The organism is Streptomyces mirabilis, assembly GCF_039503195.1.
Taxonomy (GTDB): Bacteria; Actinomycetota; Actinomycetes; order Streptomycetales; family Streptomycetaceae; genus Streptomyces; species Streptomyces mirabilis_D.
The window spans coordinates 936,042-955,339 of sequence record NZ_JBCJKP010000001.1; the positions used below are offsets into that span (position 1 = coordinate 936,042).

Consider the following 19,298-nt stretch of genomic DNA (forward strand, 5'->3'; position numbering starts at 1 on the left):
GTGACCCACGAGGGGAGTGTCGGAACTCGGCGGCGCGCGACAGGTGGGGGGTGTGAAGGAACGGTGAACGTTCAAGAGCAGACTGACATCGCATGCACAGATTTGTCATGGAGATGACAAAGCAACGGCTGAAATTGGCTATTGATTGCTGGGTGTTCACCCCGGCTCAGGGCACTTTTCGGCCGGGGCCGGACGGTCCGGGTGGCGTGGGTGGCATGGGTGGCGTGGGTGGCGTGGGTGGCGTGGGTTGCCGAGCACGGGAAGCTGCCCACGCCGGTTTCCGCGGACCGCATCGATACGGGGACACTGGCCTGACGATGAATCAGCGAAGTCAGCGGGACCAGGGCACGCGCCGTCGGCCGGTGCGGCTCGCGACGTTCAATGTGCTGCACGGCAGGGCGCTGCCGGACGGAGGGCCCCTCTCCCCGCCCCGAACCCGGCCGAAGGACCGCTCGCCCGAGCCGTCCTGTCCCTGGACGCCGATGTCCTGGCGTTGCAGGAACTGGACCGCCTCCAGGAGCGATCGGGCGGAGCGGACCAGGCGTCGGTCGCCGCCGACGCGGCGGGGCTGAAGCACTGGCGCTACGCGAGCGCGTTCCACGCCCGTTCCACGGCGGACCGGGGGTGGGTCCGCGACCCGGCCGAGCCCGGGCTGCGGGTGTACGGCCCGCAGGACGTCGACCCGGCCACGGACGTCCCCTCGCACGGGATCGCCTTGCTGTCCCGGTTTCCGGTACGGGACTGGCGGGCCCGGCGGTTGGCCCCGGCGCCCCTCGGTATGCCCCTGAGGATGGCCGGGCGGCCCGGGTTCACCCTGGTCCGGGACCAGCCGCGCGCCGCGCTGGCCGCCGTACTGGAGGGACCGGGCGGTCCGTTCACGGCGGTGGCGGTGCACCTGTCGTTCGTACCGGGCTGGAACGTCGCACAGCTGCTCGCCGTCCGCGACTGGATCGCCGACCTGCCCCCACCTCATGTGCTGCTGGGCGACTTCAACCTGATCGGTGCCCTGCCCAGGGTCGTACTGAACACTCCCGGGAAGACCCGCACCCCACCGTCGCCCCGCGGCTGGTTCGATCTGGCCCGCACCCCGACCTATCCCGCGCAGCGCCCGGTCGTGCAGTTCGACCATGTGCTCGCGACCGGCGTCGGCGTGACAGCGGCGAGCGGAGTGCGCACGCCCGCGACGGGGATCTCGGACCATCGCCCGCTCGTGCTGGAACTGTCCCTGTGAATGCTCCCCTTCGTGAACGAGGGGGATTCCTGGCTCAGGCGCGATCCGGTGGGCCCGGTGCCACATCACGGCCGCGCGGGGCCTGTCCGGAGTGCTTCACCAAGGGAGCGGCGCGCAACAGGGGGTACCGCAGGGTCAGTCCGCAACGGACGTACTCCTGCGTGGACGTGTCCAGGAGGCGGACGGCTTCCTCCGTGTCCCCGCGGTGCTCGGCGAGCGCGGCCCGGGGTGGCACGCCGGACGTTCCGGACGCCGTGCAGCACCGCGCACGCCTCGGCCAGGACCGCATGGCCGGCCGGTGTCCCGGGGGCGGGCATGGTGTGTGCCTGGTGCGTTGATCGCGGTGTGGGGGGAGGCTCAACGGCCCGTCCGGATCAGGCCCGTCAGGTAGCGCCAGAGCGACGAGCCGCGCTGGACGGCCTGGTCCGTCGTCACCGTCCCGGACACGTCGGGGGTGTCGGGGGTGTCGGACGCCGGGCCCGCGGTGCGCTCCTGCCCGTCCGGCGTCAACGCGGGGACCGGCGGGGCGAGTTCGTACCGTACGGGCAGCGATCGCAGGCCGCGCATGAACGGGGAGGAGCGCCAAGCGGCCACGCCCCTGCCCCCGCCCTGTCCCAACAGGGTGATCAGCTCGTCGGCATGGGCGGTGACGGCCGCTTTCAGCCGCTTGGTCTGCGGGTGGCGCGGATCCTGGAAGGACTTGAGCGCCGCGTCCCACGCCGTCCGCAGCGGTTGGTAGCCGGGACCTCCCTGGATCAGCACGTGGTTCACCTCGAGGGAGGGTCCGAGCGGCCAGTCGGCGGGAACCCTGCCCTCCGACCGGGCCCGCCAGTTCTCCAGCCCCTTGGGCCACGCGTCGTCGTCCTGGAGGACCTGAAGCGACTCGCGGTACCCCAGCACCAACCACGCCGGTACGCCCAGCAGATCGACCGGCGCGACGGGGCCGTGCCGCTGCCTCAGCCGCTCGTAGACGAGCGCGGGGCGCGTCTCGTAGTCCCGGGTCAGCAGCGGCTGCGCGGTCATCGCCTCCAACCGCGTGTCGTCCACGTCCATGGATCCGCCGTCCCCCATGTGGGATTCCACCGTTCGCAGCCCTTCGACGCTCCCCGCCACCGGTTCGTGGCCCTTCAGTGGCTACGAACCGGTGCCAGACCCTACCCCGGCCCGCACCAACGGGCCGCCGCGGGGCGCCCGTTGGTTCAGGCCGTGACCTGCGCTGGTTTGCCCGGAGTGCGCAGGACCGGGTCGGTGCGCAGGCGCAGGAAGGCGAGACCGAGAGCGACGGCCTGCAGCGCGGCGCACACCGCGATGACGTAGTCGAGGGCCCACGGCGAGGTGAGGGCGACAACGATGCCCGCGAGCGGGAAGGGCAGCAGCAGAAGCAGGATGGTCAGGGAGAGGGTGCTGCCGAAGACCGCGGCGGGGATGAGCAGGGAGCGCAGCGTGCGCAGGACGACGGTCAGGCCGCCGTCGCCCGCCATGAACAGCGCCATGAGAACGACGTAGGCGGTGTACGTGGGCGCGTGGGCCAGGGCGAGGCAGGCCGCGGACGCGACGGTGGAACACACCACGCCGACTCCCCACAGGCCCAGCCGGTTGAGCGCGAAGCGGCAGACGGTGACCGTCAGCAGCGTGGAGGCCGCGGCTGCCGACCAGAGGGTGCCGACGGCCGCCGGGGACAGACCGAAGCGCTCGACGACGATGATCGGGCTGGCGGACTGGAGCAGCCCGAGCGCGAGGTTGGATACGGTCAGGCCGCCCACCAGCCAGCCGAGCGCGGGCAGCGAACGCAGCGTCCGCCAGCCCGTCTTGAGGCCCGCTCCGCGCTGTGTGGTGCCGGGCTGGGAGCCGCGAAGGGGGGTCGGCGGGGTCTGCAGGGCGAGGGCCGCCGCCAGGCACGACAGCACGCTCAGAACGGCGAGCATGTGGGTCGGCCCCGCCAGCAGCAGGACGCCGCCGAGCGCGGGTCCGGTGAGCGTCGCCGTCTGGTCGATGCCGATCAGGACGGCCTGCACCTTGTGTGCCTGGGTGTCCGCACGGCGGCTCACGATCGCGCCCACGGCTTCGTTGGCGATGAAGCTGAACTGCGTCAGTGTGCCCGTCGCGGCGGCCAGCGCCATCACGACGAGTGTCTGCGCCGACCCGCGGTCCAGCATCGTCAGCGCGACGCTCCCGCCGGCCACGAGGACCGCGCGCGCCGAGGAGGCGAGGAAGAACACGATGGCGGCTCCGCGCCGGTCGACCAGGTCACCGGCGAGACCGAAGGCCGCCACCCGCGGTATCCATTCCAGCGCGAAGGCCAGCCCGGTCAGCGAGGCGGATTCGGTCGTGGCCAGCACCAGGAGCGGCATGGCGTACGTCGACATGGAGAAGGCCAGGGCGTCGAAGGCCCGCGGTGCGTAGACCCGGCGGAGCAGGCTGCCGGGCGGTACGGCGGCATGCCGACCGGCCGGTCGGCCCTCGTACAGTTGAATGGTCACGGAGTATGGGGGGCTTTCACTCAGCTGTGATGGGGAACGCCCGGCGGGCTCGAAGGACCCTCAGGCGCATGATGTTCATCGAGCCGGAGAGCCACCCGCCGTCCACGGCGTGACGCCCCGGCGGCGGTCCGTTCGACACCGGCGGCACCTACGGGGTGGTGCGGACCGCCTCGGCACCAGGACCGGCGGGGACCTCGCCACCAGGACCGGTGGAGAGAGGACTGCTCGTCCATGCCATGGCGCGATGTCGGGTCACACGAACTCCGCTCGGAACGAGGGCGAGTCGGGAAACGGGCATGCGGGATGAATCGACACGACCGAGACCGGGGAAGGGCATCGACGCAGGCCTTGTTTAGGCATCAACATCTGTGCAGCCACAAGGTAGCCGAAACTTTCGGATCGCCCGAAAGCGTAATCAGCCAAAGTCACCGACCTGCGGCTGAATATGACATCAGCAACCGCGGGGCCGTGCAAGAGGTGCGCCGGATCCCGCCGGACCGTCGTACGGGACGGTGCGCCGAACGGACGCGTCGGGCGGTGGGATCCAGGACGTCAAGAGGGGGACGCCCGGGGCCGTGTTCGTGACCGCCCCGGTGGCCTCGTCCACGGCACGTGAGGGGATCGCGACGAAGCCTCCCGTGGCGAAATGACGGGAGAGGGCCCGAACGGTGAAATCGCGTATGCCGGTTTGCGGTGTCCACCTCCTGGCCACACGGTGAAGAAAGGCATGTCGCCGCATCCCACTCGTCGGCGGCCTCGAGGAAAGCGACTGTGATGATGAAGGGCAACGCCAGAACGAAGCAGCTCAAGGGCAAGATGAGGGAGACCCTCGGCAAAGCCCTGGGCGACAAGTCCATGCAGAGGGCGGGCCGTGGCGAACAGCTGCGCGGAAAGGCCCAGGAGATGACCGAAAAGGCCGTGGGCCACATCCGCCAGCGGACCAAGCACTGAGGACGACGGCCCGGGCGTCCCGGATACGGTCGTCGGCGCCCCGGGCAGGGTCTTCGGCGCCCCGGGGCGCGGTCCTCGGCGTCGCTCCTCCGGCTGATGTGACAGTACCGCTCGATCCGCTCACGGTGACGAACCGTGTTCCGGCCCGCCTGCTCCATCTCGGTGGTCGGCGCCCTGCGAGGTCGCTCTGCGAGGTCAGTGGCCCGGGATCGACGCCGGCGACGGCCCCTTCCTCTCGGCGGCGTGTTCCTCTCGGCGGCGTACGCGACCACGCCACCGAGGAGGGTCCGCGACGCGCCGGAGGCTCCGCCCGGGTCGAGCCCGAACCCCGCAACGGAGGGCGCGCAGCACCATGACTCTTCAGCATCCCGCCGACCGCGGCGGTGTCGGACGCGGCAAGTTCGAACGATTCGCGGAGTCCGTGTCGACGGTGACCAGTTCACCGGCCTTCTTCGTCTTCTGTCTCGCGCTGGTTTCCTTCACTGTCGCCGTGCACATCGCGGGAATCGCGACGGAGTGGCTCCTTCTCGCCGGCGACTCCATGACGGCGGTGACGTTGCTGCTCCTCGCGCTGCTCAAGAATTCGGAACTCCGGGCCGAGCGAGCGATTCAGCGCAAGTTGGACGCCATCGCCGCCGCTCTGCTCGAAGCACAGGAAGGTGAACCCGGAAAGGCGCACGAGAACCTCAGGGACGTGATCCGGATGGAGGAGGAGATCTGAGGGTCTGAGGGGCGACTCGTTCCCCGGACGGGCCTAAGCGTGCGTCAGCCGGAGCCGTAGATCGATCTCCTGGTCGCCGGAGGCGGACCCGGACACCTGGACGCCGAAGGCGGACGTGAGGGTCTGCCGCAGCCGGTCCACCGCCACGGGACCGCCTTGCAGCTCCACCGCGACGGAACCGTCCAGGGAGAGGTCGGACGGGAGCGCGGCGTCGCGCGCGTCCCGCCCCACGAGGAAGGCGCCGGTCCAGGTGTCGGACCGCGCGGTGCTGTCGTGCCGCGGCATGTCGTCACCGCTCTCCTCAGCGAAGCGTGTACCCAGGACGCGCAACACGGTGTCCGCGTCCGCGACGGAACAGGCGTCCAAGACGACCTGCACCCGCTCTGGGGAGGAGGCCGACCGGTCGGCCGGGTCGGGGGATGACGAGGTGTGGTGCGCGGTGTCGGTGTGGTGCGCCGTGCTGTTCATGGTGTCCTCTCACATCTCCTGGTCGGGCCCGGCACCGGCGGAGCCGAGCCGAACCGCGTGCGGGTCGCGTCGTCGTCAGAGTTCGCGCAGGGCGGGCAGCAGTGTCTTCTCGGCCCAGGCGATGAACGGGAGTTGCTGGTCGCCGCCCACCTGCACCAGGGCGATCTCGGTGAAGTCCGCCTCCACGTAGGGCCGGACCGCCTCCATGAAGGTGTCGACGTCGTCGCCGCACGGGATGGCTCCCGCGGTGTCCTCCGGGGTGACGTACCGGGTGGCGCCCTCGAAGCCCGAGGGGCCCGGCAGTTCGGCGTTGACGGGCCAGCCGCCGAGGGCCCAGCGGAACTGTTCGTGCGCGCGGGCCACCGCGGCCTCCCGGTCCGGGTCGTAGCAGACGGGCACCTGCCCGACGCGTGGTTTGCCCCGGCCGCCACTTCGGTCGAAGGCCTCGATGAGTTCCGGCTCGGGCTCGGTGGCGATGACGAGGTCCGCGAGTCGGCCGGCCAGGGAACAGGACCGCTTGCCGGATACGGCCACCCCGATCGGGGGCGGTTCGTCCGGCAGGTCCCACAGCCGGGCGTTCGCCACCTCGAAGTGCGTGCCCCGGTGATGCACGTCGCCGCCCCCGAAGAGCGCGTGGATGATCTCCACGGCCTCTTCGAGCATCTCAAGACGGACCTGCGGGGAGGGCCAACCACCGCCCACCACATGCTCGTTGAGGTTCTCGCCCGAGCCGAGCCCGAGCCGGAACCGGCCCTCCGAGAGCACTTGCAGGGTCGCCGCCTTCTGCGCGACGACGGCGGGGTGGTAGCGGGTCGTCGGGCAGGTCACGTACGTCATGAGCGGTATCCGCGCCGTCGCCTGGGCGGCGGCGCCGAGCACGCTCCACGCGTAGGGGGCGTGCCCCTGCGACTCCAGCCAGGGAAAGTAGTGATCGGACGTGACGGAGAAGTCGAAACCGGCCCGCTCCGCCTCGACCACGTGTTCCACGAGGTCGCGAGGGCCGGCCTGCTCGGTCATCATCGTGTAGCCGATTTGCACCATATCTTCCGCATTACCCGTAGGCATGACCCGAAACATCCGACCGCTGCCCCAGGCGGTGAGTCGGCGCCGACCGGAGGGGGTGCCGACTCTTCGGCCGCGTGGACCGGGCAACGACGACGTCCTCCGGGAACCTGATCAAGATTGGCCGCCGCGACATCGAGAAGACCGGGCCGTCGGCCCGTACCCATGGTCATGGGGTCGCCCCGCCCCTGACATGGCCGACATTCGAAGAACAGGCAGCCTCATGAACGCATCCGCTTCCATCGGCGTCACCGGCCTCGGAGTGATGGGCCGCAACCTGGCCCGTAACTTCGCCCGGAACGGTTACACCGTCGCCGTCCACAACCGCTCCGCCGGCCGCACCCGCGCGCTGGTGGACGAGTTCGGCCACGAGGGCTCCTTCGTCCCGGCCGAGACGGCCGAGGAGTTCGTGGCCGCGCTCGCCCGCCCCCGCCGCCTCATGATCATGGTGCAGGCGGGCGCGGCCACCGACGCCGTCATCGACGAGTTCGCCCCACTCCTCGAGAACGGCGACATGATCATCGACGGCGGCAACGCCCACTTCGCCGACACCCGCCGCCGCGAGGCCGCGCTGCGCGAACGCGGCCTGCACTTCGTCGGCGCGGGCATCTCCGGGGGTGAGGAGGGCGCCCTCAACGGGCCGAGCATCATGCCCGGCGGCTCGGCGGAGTCGTACGCCGTCCTCGGCCCGATGTTCGAGCGCATCAGCGCCAAGGTCGACGGCGAACCCTGCGCCACCCACATCGGCACCGACGGCGCCGGACACTTCGTCAAGATGGTCCACAACGGCATCGAATACGCCGACATGCAGCTCATCGCCGAGGCCTACGACCTGCTGCGCCAGGTCGCCGGGTACAGCCCCGCCGAGATCGCCGACGTCTTCCGCACCTGGAACGAGGGCCGCCTCGGCTCCTATCTGGTCGAGATCACCGCCGAGGTCCTCGCCCACACCGACCCGCACACCGGCGGCGCGTTCGTCGACATCGTCGACGACGCCGCCGGGCAGAAGGGCACCGGCCGCTGGACCGTGCAGACCGCTCTCGACCTGGCCTCCCCGGTCACCGCCATCGCCCAGGCCACCTTCGCCCGCGCCGCCTCCGGCCAGAGCGACCTGCGCGCCGCCTACCGAGGGCTGCCCGGCGGCACGACTCCCCCGCTCAGCCGCACCGAGGGCGCACGCTTCACCGCCCAGGTAGAACACGCCCTGTACGCCTCGAAGGTCATCGCCTACGACCAGGGCTGGAAGATGATCCTGGACGCCGCCGCCGAGTACGGCTGGAAGATCGACCTCGGCTCGGTCGCGCGCATCTGGCGCGGCGGCTGCATCATCCGCGCCTCCTTCCTCGACCGTATCCGCGCCGCCTACGCCACCGACCCCGACCTCGTCAGCCTGCTCGCCGAGGCCGGTTTCGCCCAGGAGATCAGCGACGCCCAGGTGCCCTGGCGGGAGATCGTCGCCTCCGCCGCCCGGCGTGGCATCCCCGTCCCCGCGTTCTCCGCCGCGCTCGCGCACTACGACACCCTGCGCGCCGACCGCCTGCCCGCCGCCCTCCTCCAGGGGCAGCGCGACTACTTCGGCGCCCACACCTACCGGCGCACCGATCGTGAGGGCTCCTTCCACACCCACTGGTCGCAGCCCGACCGCCCCGAAACCACCGCCTGACAGGGGCTCGGGCCGCATGGGTCACTTCCGTGGGGTGGGCGGCCCGCCCCTCGGGTTCCTGCCGCGCGCCTGGGTGTGTTCGGGGGTGTGGCAGGGCCCCCGCACGGCTGCCGACCAGGTCACGGGACTGCCACACTGGCTCGCATGGCACGTGAGCGGCACAGCGGCAGCACAGGTGGCAGGGGCGGTACGGGACTGGGGCACTTCCTGCGCGCCCGCCGCGCCCGGGTGACTCCCGCCGACGTCGGTCTACCGGAGGGCCCGGGGCTGCGCCGCACGCCCGGACTGCGTCGCGAGGAGCTGACCACGCTGGCGGGGGTCAGCATCGACTACTACACGCGTCTGGAGCGGGGCAAGGAGACCAATCCGAGCCCGTCCGTCGTCGACGCCCTCGCCGCCGCCCTCCGGCTGGACGGGACCGAACGCGAGCATCTGCGCGACCTCGCCGCGCGCGCCGCGCGCACCGTCCCGGAGCTGTCGCCGGCGCCCGGCGGCTCCGGGCTTCCGGGCGGCTCGGTGGATCCCGGTGTCGAGCTGCTGCTGGAGAGCATGCGGCCCAATCCCGCGCACGTGGTCAGCCGCACCATGGACATGATCGCCGCCAATCCGGGCGGCCTGCGTCTGATGGCCGGGCTGGAGGACTGGCCCGAGAAGCAGCGCAACATCGTGCGCTACGTCTTCCTCCACCCCGCCGCCCGCGCGCTCTTGGACGACTGGGAGAACCAGATCCGCGGCTGCGTCGCCCGGCTGCGTACCCTCGCCGGCACCGACCCCGACGCCCCGGACCTCGCCGACCTCGTCGACGAACTCCTGCTCAAGAGCCCGGACTTCGGGCGCCTGTGGGAGGCGTACGACGTGAAGGGCCATTCCTCGGGCCGCAAGACCTTCCACCACCGCCGGGTCGGGGACGTCACCTTCGGCTACCAGTCCATGACACTGGAGGCCACGGACGGCCACCGCCTGGTCGCGTACCACGCCCCGCCCGGCACCCCGGCGTACGACGCGATGCTCCTGCTCGACGCGGCCGGGAAGGCCGGAGAGCGGCCCGCACGCCGGCCGGGGCCGGCCGGCCCGCGGCCGGCTAGCGGCCCCCCTCTTCACGTGCCCCTCGGGTGACCTCGGCACGTGCGGCAGCACCCCGTACGAGGGCTCGGGGGCGCGCCTCGTACGGGGTGGTCTCGGGCGGACGGTGCCGCGGCGGGTCAGGCCAGGGTCGCGGTGTCGATCACGAAGCGGTAGCGCACGTCCGAGGCCAGGACACGCTCGTACGCCTCGTTGATCTTCTCGGCGGGGATGATCTCGACCTCGGCCCCGATGCCGTGCTCGGCGCAGAAGTCGAGCATCTCCTGCGTCTCGCGGATGCCGCCGATCAGCGACCCCGCGTACACGCGGCCCTGCATGATCAGCGAGAACACGTTCAGCGACAGCGGCTCCGCGGGAGCGCCGACGTTGACCATCGTGCCGCCGACGGCGAGCAGGCCGAGGAAGGTGTCGAGGTCGAGCTTGGCGCTGACCGTGTTGAGGATGACGTCGAAGGTGCCCGCGAGCTCTTCGAAGGTGGCCGGGTCGCTGGTGGCGTAGTAGTGGTCGGCGCCCAGCCGCAGGCCGTCGTCCATCTTCTTCAGCGACTGCGACAGGACGGTGACCTCGGCACCCATCGCGTGTGCGATCTTGACGGCCATGTGACCGAGTCCGCCCAGGCCGATGACCGCGACCTTCTTGCCGGGGCCCGCGCCCCAGCGGCGCAACGGGGAGTACGTGGTGATGCCCGCGCACAGCAGCGGGGCGGCCTCGTCGAGGCCGAGGCCCTCGGGGATGGTGACGACGAAGTCGTCGTTGACCACGACGTGGGTGGAGTAGCCGCCCTGGGTCAGGGTGCCGTCGGCGTCGATCGAGCCGTAGGTGAGGGTGTTGCCCTTGAGGCAGTACTGCTCCTCGCCGCGCAGACAGGGCACGCACTCACGGCAGGAGTTGACCATGCAGCCGACGCCGACCCGGTCGCCCACCGCGTGCCGGGTGACCTCGGAACCGACCTGGGTGACGATGCCGGCGATCTCGTGGCCGGGGACCAGGGGGTAGGTCGCCGGGCCCCACTCGCCGCGGACGTTGTGGATGTCGGAGTGGCAGATGCCGCAGTACTTGATGTCGATGAGGACGTCGTGCGGGCCGACGTCACGGCGCTCGACGGTGGTCGGCGCGAGCGGTTCGGTCGCCGAAGTGGCGGCGTATGCGGGGACGGTAAGCACCGGTTCTCCAGTGGGGGGTGAGGTTGATGGGGTCGTCGGCGGCCGGACGGGTGCCGAAGTCTGACTGGGCGTCCACTGCGCCGCGTGGCCTCGGTCGCGTCGTCGTGGAGCCCGCCACGGGGCTCGTGATGCGGGCGATGGTGTTCGCGGAGTAGCGGCCGTACTTGGTGCGGTAGGCGGCGTCGACCTCGCTGTTGATCTCGCCGTCGGCGTCCGTCAGGGTGACGTCCTTCTCGACGCCGTCGGCCTCGATGCGGCCTTCGCGGCGGGCCCGGGTGCCGCGGAACCAGTCGGAGCCCGGGGCGTTCACGGAGCGGACGTAGATCTCGTCGCCGACCCGGACGACCCAGATCGTCCGGGGGCCGCTCAGCGCGCCGTCGCGGCGCACGGACGCGATCTCCAGCTCCTCCGCCCGGCCGATCCCGGTGAGTTCGTCGCTCGTCCACGACGTGGTCATGGTCTGGCCCCCTTCATGGGTGTGGTCATTTCTGCCGGGCGCTTCAGCGTGAGAGTGGCCGCGGCCATCACGACCAGCAGGACGGTCGAGATCGTGAGGCCGACGCGCATGCCGTGCAGGAAGTCGGTGGTGATCAGCGCTCCGTAGACCGCCACCGCCAGGGCGCCGCCCGACTGCCGGAAGGTGTTGAGCACGCCGCTCGCGGTGCCCGCCCGCTCGGCCCGGGCGGCCACCAGGTTCATGAAGGCGGTCACGACGGTCATCGGCAGGAACGCGAGGCCCGTGGCCGACGAGGACAGGCCGCGCAGTTCCTGGAAGTACAGGCTGAGCAGGAACCCCAGTCCGTAGAAGCCGACGGTGAAGGCGAAGCCGCCCAGCAGCGGGACCACGACACCGCGGGACCTGAACAGGTCCAGGGGCACCATGGGGTGTCTGCCGCGTGCCTGGGACGTCAGGAACACGATCAGCGCGACGATCGCGAGGCTCAGCGCGATCAGCACCCTGGGCGTGCCGAAGCCGTCGGCACCGGCCTCGATCACGCCGTACGTCAGCCCGCCCATGGCCACGACCGCGGCGATCTGCCCGGTCCGGTCCAGCGGCGCCTCCCGGCGGGGTGAGCGCGCGATCCTCGTGACCAGCAGCAGCGCGACCAGGCCCACCGGCAGGTTGATGAAGAAGATCGCCCGCCAGCTGAGCAGGGTCAGGAAGCCGCCGCGCACCGGTCCGGCCGCCGAGGCGACCGCGCCGCCCATCGCCCAGATGGAGATGGCGCGGGCACGCTCGACCTGGTCCGGGTAGGCCTCGCGGAGGAGGGCCATGGAGGCGGGCAGCGTGACCGCCGCGCCGAGCCCCTGCAGCAGGCGTGCCCCGATCAGAACGCCCAGCGTGGGGGCGCATCCGCAGGCCGCGGAGGCGGCGATGAACAACGCGAACCCGGCCGCGTACGCCTGGCGCGCGCCGATCCGGTCGGAGAGGGCCCCTCGAGGAGAGCAGCAGCGCGGCGAACATCAGCGTGTAGCCGTCCATGACCCACTGCAGGCCCGTGACGCCACCGCCGAGGTCGTCCTGGATCGAGGGCAGCGCGACGTTGACGACCAGCGTGTCGAGGGTGATCACGAAGAAGCCGAGGAGGGCCGCCGCCAGCGCCGGCGCGGGACTTGGGAGGGCTTGCCCCGGGGGATCGCCGACGGGTCGCCGGGTCGGAGTGACGGGGACGGGCATGGGATGCTCCCGGGAAATGGGATCTTCAACGAGCATCCAGCCTGCTCGCCCGGCCCGCATCCCGGCAGACCGTGCTGTTCATGGGAGCGGTGTTCCGGGGCGTGGCAGGGCCCCCACGGGGCTGTCGCGCAGGTCACCGGGGCACCGGAGTAGGGCGCACCACTCGGTGTCAGGGCTGGACGAGCACCTTCAGTGCCTCCCGGGCGGCCATCGCGCGATAGCCGTCGGGTACCTCGTCGAGGCTCACCGTGCGGTCGAAGACGCGCCCGGGTTCGATCTTCCCCTCGAGGACGTCGGGGAGGAGTTCCTCGATGTAGGCGCGGGCCGGAGCCACACCGCCGGTGAGGGTGATGTTGTTCATGAACACCTGGACGCCCAGTGGCGCCTGGTCGTACTGCGGTGCGCCCACCCGGCTGATCGTGCCGCCCGCGCGCACCACGCCCAGCGCCGTCTCAAGCGCGGGCAGCGTACCGACGCATTCCAGCACCGTGTGCGTACCGTCGCCGCCGGTCAGCTCGCGCACACGCGCGACGCCCTCCTCACCGCGTTCGGCGACGATGTCGGTGGCACCGAAGTCGCGGCCGAGATCGGTGCGGTCCTTGTGCCGCCCCATCAGGATGATCCGCTCGGCGCCGAGCCGCTTGGCGGACAACACCGCCGACAGCCCGACCGCTCCGTCACCGACCACGGCCACGGTCGTACGCGGGGTGACGCCCGCCGTCACCGCGCAGTGATGGCCGGTGCAGAACACGTCCGACAGGGTCAGCAGCGACGGCAGCAGGGCGGAGTCCTCGCCGACGGGCAGCTTCACCAGCGTGCCCTGGGCCTGCGGTACCCGCACCGCCTCTCCCTGGCCACCGTCCACCCCGTCCGTGGCCCAGAAGCCCCCGTGCCGGCACGAGGTGTGCAGGCCCTCGAGACAGAAGTCGCAGGTGTTGTCCGAATAGACGAAGGGGGCCACCACCAGGTCTCCGGTCCTCAGTCCGGACACCTCCGCGCCGATGTCCTCGACGACACCCAGGAACTCGTGGCCGATGCGGTCGCCCTGCTCGGAGGGCGGGCGCGACCCGTACGGCCACAGGTCGCTGCCGCAGATGCACGATCGCAGCACGCGTACGACCGCGTCCGTGGGCCGCTGGATCTTCGGGTCGGGAACCTCCTCCACACGCACGTCACCGGCACCGTAAATCAGAGTTGCTCGCATGAGTCTTTCCGATCGAGTCGTCCTGTACTTGCTCGCAGAGCGTCCAGAGCGGCGGCGGCGCGTCCAGCTCGGAACAACCGGGAATTCAGGCGACTGCCCCCTTCAGTGGAAGGGACATTCCGGTTCAATGGAAGGGACATTCCGGACGTTCAAAAAGTATGGGTCCCGCTATCGGGACCCGCACTCTCACGCCTGCCTGCGATCACGACTCCGGGGCGCGGCGGTGGATCTGGTGGACCGGCGTCCTCAGACCTTCCAGGAGCGCAGCTGGTCGGCGACGGCGGGGACGCCGACGCGGGTGTCGCGGATCTTGCGGACGAGGTCGGACAGGGCTCCGTAGGGCGGGTCGATTCCCTCGCCCGACTGGTCCATGTACTGGGCGGCGACGAACGCCGCGAACAGGCTGTTGCGGTGCGGCAGCGGCTCCAGGCGCACGATGGTGTGCATCAGCGCGGCGGCGCGCCAGGCCGCGTCCGGGTCGGCCGCGGCGAGCGTGGGCAGCTTGGTCTTGTGCCGGGCGACGGCCGCGACGAGCGCGGAGTAGTCCGACACGGACATGTCCTCGCGGGCGAGGGCGGCCTCCTGGACGTCCAGCAGCCAGGCGACATCGATGGTCAGGTGCATCAGGCGGCCGCGGATCCGTCCCGGCGCTCGGCGGGCGGCACCTCGTCGGGGAACGCGTCGTCGAACTCGCCGCGCAGTCGGTCGGCCCAGGCGGTGGCGCCTGCGACGAACTGCCTGCGCTGCATCTCCCGGACACCGAGGTCGTGCAGATACTGCTTGAGGCTCTTGCCGTCGGCCGCCGCGGCCGCGCGCACTCCCTCGAGCTCCGCTTCCGTGAAGGTCACGTTCAGTGATGGCATACTCGGATGGTACCTGGTTGGTACCTGGGGTGCGAGGCCTCAGGACCGAACGAAGGGTCCTGGGGCGAATCGTCAGGTGCCCGACGCCGCCGATCTAAGCTCGGCGCATGGCCAAGTACTTCGACGTGCACCCCGAGAACCCTCAGCAGCGCACTCTCAGCCAGGTGGCGGACATCATCCGCGGCGGAGGGCTCGTCGCCTATCCGACCGACTCCTGCTTCGCCCTCGGGGCTCAGCTGGGCAACCGGGACGGACTCGACCGGATCCGTTCGATCCGCCGGCTGGACGACCGGCACCACTTCACCCTGATGTGCCAGGACTTCGCGCAGCTGGCCCACTTCGTACGGCTGGACAACGCGGTGTTCCGTGCGATCAAGGCCTCGACTCCGGGTAGTTACACCTTCATCCTCCCGGCGACGAAGGAGGCACCGCGCAGGCTGCTGCACCCGAAGAAGAAGACGGTCGGTGTCCGGATTCCCGACCATGTCGTCGCCCGGGCGCTCCTCGCCGAGCTCGGCGAGCCCCTGCTGTCGAGCACCCTGCTCCTGCCCGATCAGGAGAAGCCGCTGACCCAGGGCTGGGAGATCAAGGAGGAACTCGACCACGTGGTGGACGCGGTCCTCGACTCCGGCGACTGCGGCGTCGAGCCGACGACCGTCATCGACTTCTCGCAGGGCGAGCCCGAGATCGTACGACGAGGAGCGGGCGATCCCTCCCGGTTCGAGTGATTCGAGTGTGCGGGGCGAGGCGGGCGGTCAGAAGGCGGGGCCGCTGACCTTCCAGATCCGGGTGGCGACCTGGAGGTTGAAGCGGCTGTCCACCTCGTCGAGCCGGCGGCCGCTGACCTCCCTGATGCGCTGCAGACGGTAGCGGAGCGTGCTGCGGTGCACGGCGAGGGCCTGCGCCGTCTCGTCGTAGTTGCCGCCGTGGTCGAAGTACCGGCTGAGGGTGTGCACCAGGTCGGTGCCGTGGGCGTCGTCGTAGTCGAGGAGCGCGCCGAGCCATTCGCGGACGAAGTCGGTGACGTCCCCCGCGTCCTTGTCCCGGGCCAGAATGCGGTAGAGGCCGAGTTCCTCGCACGTCGTGGTGCCGTCCACGGGGTGGGACTGGCGGCGTACGGCGAGCGCGCGGACGGCCTGGTCGAAGGAGCGCGGGATGTCCGCCACCGCCTCGCACAGGCTGCCGATGCCCACCGCGCCGTGCGGGGAGCCCACTTCGTCGGCGAGGGCCTGGTACAGACCCGAGTCGCGCGGCTCGCCCCGGACCACGAGCACCGCCATGTCGCCTCGTCGGGCCAGCAGCGACCGCAGGCCCCGTCCCTGCGCGGCACGTCCCACCGCTCCCAGGAAGCGGTCGTCGGCGGCCGTTCCCCGCCACTGTGCGACCGTGACGTGGTGCGGTCCGTGCAGGTCGTGGCCGATGGCCTCGGCCCTGGCGTACGCGCCGCCGGCGTCGGCGCCGGTGAGCAGGTCGTCCACGAGTTCCCGGCGCAGGCGCAGTTCGGCCTCCGCCAGACTGCGGCGGTGGGCCAGTTCCAGGGACAGCGCCGTGCACGCGTGTTCGAGGGCGAACTTCTCGGCCTCGCCCGCCGTGCCGTCGGGGTCGATCAGCTCGATGCTGCCGAGGGGCTCCCCGCGGTGGCGGGCCAGTCCGACGAGGCGTCCCTCGTGGCGGATCGGACCGAGTTCGCGCATCGCCTCGTGCATGAGTTGCTCGCGCTGGAGCGGATCGGGCTTGGTGTCGGGCTCGGGCGGGACCGGCCCCGCGCGGGCGAGGAGGTTTCCGAAGCGGTCCTCGACACGGGTGGCGAGGCCGGTCAGCTCGTACACGGCGGCGGCGATGCCGCGCTCCCCCTCGTCGGTGAGGGAGGTCCGGGCGAGGACGTCGTGCACGGTGCGCTGCTCCTCCAGCTCCGCCACCAGCGCGGTGAGTCGTTCGTTGACCGCGTCCCGCTCCTCGATCGCCCGGAACAGCTGTCGGGCGTACTCGCGGTCGCGGCGGCGGGCCTCGGCGTTGTAGAGCGCGGCTCCGGTCAGCTGAGCAAGGGCGTAGACGAGGAAGCGGTCCTCGTCGGGAGGCGGCTTCCCGGCGCTGACGAGCAGGTAGCCGAGCAGCCCGCCGGGGCTGCGCAGGCCCGCTGCCCAGCCCCAGCCGCCCTCCCGGAAGTGGACGGCGCCGTCCTCCCCTTCGAGCGCGGTCAGCTGTCCGACCGGGTCGGTCAGAGCGCGCGCTGCCCGACCGCCGAGGGCCCGTGTGCTCGGCGTGGCCTCGAGCTCGAAGCGGCCGTCCCTGAGCATGCAGCAGCCCTCGGGCCGGCAGTCGAGGAGGTGTGGCACCTCGTCCATGGCCAACTGGAGGATCTCGTCCACCGGGCGGCCGTCGAGCATGGTCACGGCCAGCACGAACACGTCGTACAGGCTCGCCGACTGCTTGCGCCCCCAGCCGGTCAGTGCGGCGGTCGGCGCCCGGCTGCCGAGGCCGCGTGGTGCGATGCTCCGGTGCGTCGCACTGGTCGCGTCGTCGGCCGTGCCAGACATGCCGTAATACTAGCTTTCACCCCCTTTCGCCGCTTCTTGCGCCGGGCACCCCGGGAGGTGGCGCGTGCCGCGTGGCCTCCTGCACTCCCGGGGGAGAGGAGGGGCCGAATTTCGCCCCGTCGGGAGCAGGCGTCGCCCTTCGTCCCGTAACACCCTGGCAAGGACGGAACCCACGACCCGTGTCCGCCCGCCGACGCGCCCGCGGACACGCGACCTCACGTGAAGACAAACCGCCGCCACCGGAGACGCGCGGACGCCGGGGGTGGCAGGCGAAGGAGTTCCTCATGGGCAAGGCAGTCGGAATCGACCTGGGCACCACCAACTCGGTGATCGCCGTATGGGAGGGCGGTGAAGCGACCGTCATACCCAATGCCGAGGGCTCGCGCACCACGCCCTCCATCGTCGCCTTCACCGACAGCGGCGAACGGCTGGTGGGTCAGCTCGCCCGGCGCCAGGCGATCCTCAATCCCAAGGGCACCATCTACTCGGCCAAGCGGTTCATCGGCCGGCACTTCGACGAGATCTCCGACGAGGCCAAGGCGGTGGCGTACGACGTCGTCGAGGGCGACGGCGGAGTCGCGCGCTTCAAGGTGCGCGACAAGCTGTACGCGCCTGAGGAGATCAGCGCGCTGGTGCTGCGCAAGCTCGCCGACGACGCCGGCAAGCAGCTGGGCGAGAAGGTCACCGAGGCCGTCATCACCGTGCCCGCGTACTTCAACGACGCCCAGCGCCAGGCGACCAAGGACGCGGGGCGCATCGCGGGGCTCGAGGTACTGCGGATCATCAACGAGCCGACGGCGGCGGCACTGGCGTACGGCATGGAGAAGAAGCAGCACGAGACGGTGCTCGTCTTCGACCTCGGTGGCGGCACCTTCGACGTGAGCATCCTGGACGTCGGTGACGGGGTCGTCGAAGTGCGCTCGACGGCGGGCGACAGCCACCTCGGCGGCGACGACTTCGACCGTCGCCTCGTCGACCTGCTCGCGGACGGCTTCCAGAAGGAGAACGGGATCGACCTGCGCAAGGACCCGCAGGCGCTGCAACGGCTGTTCGAAGCCGCGGAGAAGGCCAAGACGGAGCTGAGCTCGGTCACGCAGACGCAGGTCAGCCTGCCGTTCATCACCGCGGACGCCTCCGGCCCAAGCACCTGACCGAGACGATCATGCGGTCCACGTTCGACAAGATCACCGCCGACCTGGTCGAGCGGACCATGGAACCGGTCAAGCAGGCGATGGCCGACGCCAAGGCCAGCGCGAACGACATCGACGAGGTCATTCTCGTCGGCGGCTCGACGCGCATCCCGGCCGTGCAGAACCTGGTTCGCCGACTGACCGGCGGCAAGGACCCGAACATGAGCGTCAACCCCGACGAGGTCGTGGCGCTGGGCGCCGCGATCCAGGCGGGCGTACTCAAGGGCGAGGTCAAGGACGTCCTGCTGCTCGACGTGACTCCACTGTCGCTGGGCGTGGAGACCCGCGGCGGCGTGATGACGAAGATCATCGACCGGAACACCACGATCCCGGTCCGCCGCTCGGAGACCTTCTCCACCGCCGAGGACAACCAGGAGGCCGTGGACATCGTCGTCCTGCAGGGCGAGCGCGAGATGGCCGCCGACAACCGGATCCTCGGCCGCTTCCAGCTGAAGGACATCCGCCCCGCCCCGCGCGGCGAGCCGCAGGTCGAGGTCATCTTCGACATCGACGCCAACGGCATCGTGAACGTCACCGCACGGGACAAGGACACCGGCAAGGAACAGACCATCACCATCAGCGAGGGCTCCAACCTCGACCAGGGCGAGGTCGAGCGGATGGTCCAGGAGGCCGAGCAGCACCGCGGCGAGGACCAGGCGCTGCGCGACGCCGTGGACGCCCGCAACGAACTGGACGCCGTGGCCTACCAGGTGGAGCGCCGGCTGAACGAGCTGGGCGACGCGGTGCCCTCGCACGAGCGGGCCCGGGCGGACATGCTCGTCGCCGATGCCCGTGAGGCGGTTCAGCAGGAGGCGTCCCCGGACAAGGCCAGGCCGCTGACCTCCGAACTCCAGCAGGTGCTGGCGTCGCTCGCCCAGTACCAGGCCGGCGCCGCCGCACAGGCCCGGGCCGGAACCGGAACCGGGACGGAGGACACCGCGAGCGCCTCGGCGACAGCCGGCGACGACGTGATCGACGCGGAATTCGACAAGAGCTGAGGAGCG

General features: G+C 71.0%; 15 protein-coding genes and 3 pseudogenes. 7 read left to right on the forward strand and 11 right to left on the reverse strand.

Annotated features, from left to right (window positions below; genetic code table 11):
* Nucleotides 1-493 precede the first annotated feature (493 nt).
* On the forward strand, nucleotides 494-1,231 hold the full coding sequence (locus AAFF41_RS04810; RefSeq protein ID WP_343323538.1) for an endonuclease/exonuclease/phosphatase family protein: 738 nt from the start codon (nucleotides 494-496) through the stop codon (nucleotides 1,229-1,231).
* Nucleotides 1,232-1,818: 587 nt separating this feature from the next.
* Here AAFF41_RS04810 and AAFF41_RS04815 read toward each other — a convergent pair.
* Nucleotides 1,819-2,302, reverse strand: a pseudogene (locus AAFF41_RS04815) (cytochrome); the annotation flags it as partial.
* Between the two features lie 128 nt (nucleotides 2,303-2,430).
* A complete protein-coding gene (locus AAFF41_RS04820) occupies nucleotides 2,431-3,711 on the reverse strand; it encodes an MFS transporter (RefSeq protein WP_319751673.1) in 1,281 nt (426 codons plus the stop codon).
* Nucleotides 3,712-4,485: 774 nt separating this feature from the next.
* Between AAFF41_RS04820 and AAFF41_RS04825 the strand changes: the two genes are divergently transcribed.
* Nucleotides 4,486-4,662 carry a CsbD family protein gene (locus AAFF41_RS04825; RefSeq protein WP_319751672.1) on the forward strand — a complete coding sequence of 59 codons (177 nt, stop codon included), beginning with the start codon at nucleotides 4,486-4,488 and terminating at the stop codon, nucleotides 4,660-4,662.
* A gap of 352 nt (nucleotides 4,663-5,014) precedes the next feature.
* Nucleotides 5,015-5,383, forward strand: a complete 369-nt coding sequence (locus tag AAFF41_RS04830; protein ID WP_143599983.1) for a low affinity iron permease family protein — start codon at nucleotides 5,015-5,017, stop codon at nucleotides 5,381-5,383.
* 33 nt (nucleotides 5,384-5,416) lie between these two features.
* Here the strand turns inward: AAFF41_RS04830 and AAFF41_RS04835 are convergent, their stop codons facing one another.
* Both AAFF41_RS04835 and AAFF41_RS04840 read right to left on the reverse strand, forming a co-directional pair.
* The gene (locus AAFF41_RS04835; RefSeq protein WP_054229414.1) at nucleotides 5,417-5,851 is read right to left on the reverse strand and encodes a hypothetical protein; all 435 of its coding nucleotides are present in this window, start codon (nucleotides 5,849-5,851) and stop codon (nucleotides 5,417-5,419) included.
* A 75-nt stretch (nucleotides 5,852-5,926) separates the two neighbouring features.
* A complete protein-coding gene (locus tag AAFF41_RS04840) occupies nucleotides 5,927-6,892 on the reverse strand; it encodes an LLM class F420-dependent oxidoreductase (RefSeq protein WP_319751671.1) in 966 nt (321 codons plus the stop codon).
* Between the two features lie 244 nt (nucleotides 6,893-7,136).
* Here AAFF41_RS04840 and gndA point away from each other — a divergent pair, with 244 nt between their 5' ends.
* Both gndA and AAFF41_RS04850 read left to right on the forward strand, forming a co-directional pair.
* A complete protein-coding gene (gene gndA, locus AAFF41_RS04845) occupies nucleotides 7,137-8,576 on the forward strand; it encodes an NADP-dependent phosphogluconate dehydrogenase (RefSeq protein ID WP_319751670.1) in 1,440 nt (479 codons plus the stop codon).
* A 144-nt stretch (nucleotides 8,577-8,720) separates the two neighbouring features.
* On the forward strand, nucleotides 8,721-9,692 hold the full coding sequence (locus AAFF41_RS04850; RefSeq protein WP_343323539.1) for a helix-turn-helix transcriptional regulator: 972 nt from the start codon (nucleotides 8,721-8,723) through the stop codon (nucleotides 9,690-9,692).
* A gap of 86 nt (nucleotides 9,693-9,778) precedes the next feature.
* On the opposite strand, the gene AAFF41_RS04855 is transcribed toward AAFF41_RS04850, so the two are convergent.
* The 6 genes and pseudogenes from AAFF41_RS04855 to AAFF41_RS04880 form a co-directional block, all read right to left on the reverse strand.
* Entirely contained in the window at nucleotides 9,779-10,822 is a 1,044-nt protein-coding gene (locus AAFF41_RS04855; protein ID WP_343323540.1) for an NAD(P)-dependent alcohol dehydrogenase, read from the reverse strand.
* Nucleotides 10,749-11,279 carry a DUF2255 family protein gene (locus tag AAFF41_RS04860; RefSeq protein WP_343323541.1) on the reverse strand — a complete coding sequence of 177 codons (531 nt, stop codon included), beginning with the start codon at nucleotides 11,277-11,279 and terminating at the stop codon, nucleotides 10,749-10,751. The genes AAFF41_RS04855 and AAFF41_RS04860 overlap by 74 nt, the downstream gene beginning before the upstream one ends.
* Nucleotides 11,276-12,500 (reverse strand): annotated as a pseudogene (locus tag AAFF41_RS04865) (MFS transporter). Before AAFF41_RS04865 ends, AAFF41_RS04860 begins: the two are co-directional and overlap by 4 nt.
* Before the next feature lie 169 nt (nucleotides 12,501-12,669).
* A complete protein-coding gene (locus AAFF41_RS04870) occupies nucleotides 12,670-13,704 on the reverse strand; it encodes a zinc-dependent alcohol dehydrogenase family protein (RefSeq protein WP_343323543.1) in 1,035 nt (344 codons plus the stop codon).
* A 246-nt stretch (nucleotides 13,705-13,950) separates the two neighbouring features.
* On the reverse strand, nucleotides 13,951-14,328 hold the full coding sequence (locus AAFF41_RS04875; RefSeq protein ID WP_054229421.1) for a hypothetical protein: 378 nt from the start codon (nucleotides 14,326-14,328) through the stop codon (nucleotides 13,951-13,953).
* Nucleotides 14,328-14,567, reverse strand: coding sequence for a hypothetical protein (locus tag AAFF41_RS04880; protein WP_060900151.1), 240 nt, complete (start codon nucleotides 14,565-14,567; stop codon nucleotides 14,328-14,330). Before AAFF41_RS04880 ends, AAFF41_RS04875 begins: the two co-directional genes overlap by 1 nt.
* Nucleotides 14,568-14,674: 107 nt before the next feature.
* Between AAFF41_RS04880 and AAFF41_RS04885 the strand changes: the two genes are divergently transcribed.
* A complete protein-coding gene (locus AAFF41_RS04885) occupies nucleotides 14,675-15,295 on the forward strand; it encodes an L-threonylcarbamoyladenylate synthase (protein WP_060900152.1) in 621 nt (206 codons plus the stop codon).
* A 27-nt stretch (nucleotides 15,296-15,322) separates the two neighbouring features.
* On the opposite strand, the gene AAFF41_RS04890 is transcribed toward AAFF41_RS04885, so the two are convergent.
* Nucleotides 15,323-17,104, reverse strand: coding sequence for a PucR family transcriptional regulator (locus AAFF41_RS04890; RefSeq protein WP_343323544.1), 1,782 nt, complete (start codon nucleotides 17,102-17,104; stop codon nucleotides 15,323-15,325).
* Nucleotides 17,105-17,388: 284 nt separating this feature from the next.
* Here AAFF41_RS04890 and dnaK point away from each other — a divergent pair.
* Nucleotides 17,389-19,292, forward strand: a pseudogene (dnaK, locus tag AAFF41_RS04895) (molecular chaperone DnaK).
* The last annotated feature ends 6 nt before the right edge of the window (nucleotides 19,293-19,298 follow it).

Excerpts from the sequence above, each read along its gene's own strand:
- AAFF41_RS04840 (WP_319751671.1), bottom strand. The coding sequence starts at position 6,892 with ATGGTGCAAATCGGCTACACGATGATGACCGAGCAGGCCGGCCCTCGC.
- AAFF41_RS04830 (WP_143599983.1), top strand. The coding sequence starts at position 5,015 with ATGACTCTTCAGCATCCCGCCGACCGCGGCGGTGTCGGACGCGGCAAG.
- AAFF41_RS04890 (WP_343323544.1), bottom strand. The coding sequence starts at position 17,104 with ATGTCTGGCACGGCCGACGACGCGACCAGTGCGACGCACCGGAGCATC.
- AAFF41_RS04875 (WP_054229421.1), bottom strand. The coding sequence starts at position 14,328 with ATGCACCTGACCATCGATGTCGCCTGGCTGCTGGACGTCCAGGAGGCC.
- AAFF41_RS04825 (WP_319751672.1), top strand. The coding sequence starts at position 4,486 with ATGATGAAGGGCAACGCCAGAACGAAGCAGCTCAAGGGCAAGATGAGG.
- AAFF41_RS04870 (WP_343323543.1), bottom strand. The coding sequence starts at position 13,704 with ATGCGAGCAACTCTGATTTACGGTGCCGGTGACGTGCGTGTGGAGGAG.
- AAFF41_RS04850 (WP_343323539.1), top strand. The coding sequence starts at position 8,721 with ATGGCACGTGAGCGGCACAGCGGCAGCACAGGTGGCAGGGGCGGTACG.
- AAFF41_RS04885 (WP_060900152.1), top strand. The coding sequence starts at position 14,675 with ATGGCCAAGTACTTCGACGTGCACCCCGAGAACCCTCAGCAGCGCACT.
- AAFF41_RS04860 (WP_343323541.1), bottom strand. The coding sequence starts at position 11,279 with ATGACCACGTCGTGGACGAGCGACGAACTCACCGGGATCGGCCGGGCG.
- gndA (WP_319751670.1), top strand. The coding sequence starts at position 7,137 with ATGAACGCATCCGCTTCCATCGGCGTCACCGGCCTCGGAGTGATGGGC.
- AAFF41_RS04880 (WP_060900151.1), bottom strand. The coding sequence starts at position 14,567 with ATGCCATCACTGAACGTGACCTTCACGGAAGCGGAGCTCGAGGGAGTG.
- AAFF41_RS04835 (WP_054229414.1), bottom strand. The coding sequence starts at position 5,851 with ATGAACAGCACGGCGCACCACACCGACACCGCGCACCACACCTCGTCA.